The sequence below is a fragment of the Staphylococcus pasteuri genome (genome assembly GCF_030547725.1).
Taxonomy (GTDB): domain Bacteria; phylum Bacillota; class Bacilli; order Staphylococcales; family Staphylococcaceae; genus Staphylococcus; species Staphylococcus pasteuri.
The window spans coordinates 1-232 of the sequence record NZ_JAUOQO010001060.1 but is presented as its reverse complement, the minus strand read 5'-3'; the positions used below and the strand labels follow the sequence as shown (position 1 = coordinate 232).

The 232-nt window shown below is 31.5% G+C and carries 1 pseudogene; it reads right to left on the bottom strand.

Features of this window, described 5'->3' with window-relative positions:
* Positions 1–232, bottom strand: a pseudogene (locus Q4528_RS16410) (hypothetical protein); the annotation flags it as partial.

Here is a 232-nt window from a genome sequence, read left to right as displayed (position 1 = left end):
ATCGTCTTGCTTTAAAGTAATATCGTCTTTTAAAGAGTTAAAAGAAGAAGCAACTAATAAAATATCACTAAATGCTTTAGAAATTACTTTTCGGGTAAACCACAGTTCATCGGATGTGACCCTAACTAACCCCTTAAAAATAACTTCTGGCGCATCCGATTTATAAAAAACACCATTAACATGATTTAATAGTAAGTTTTTTTCGCAAACAGCCTCTTGCTCAACATTAAAT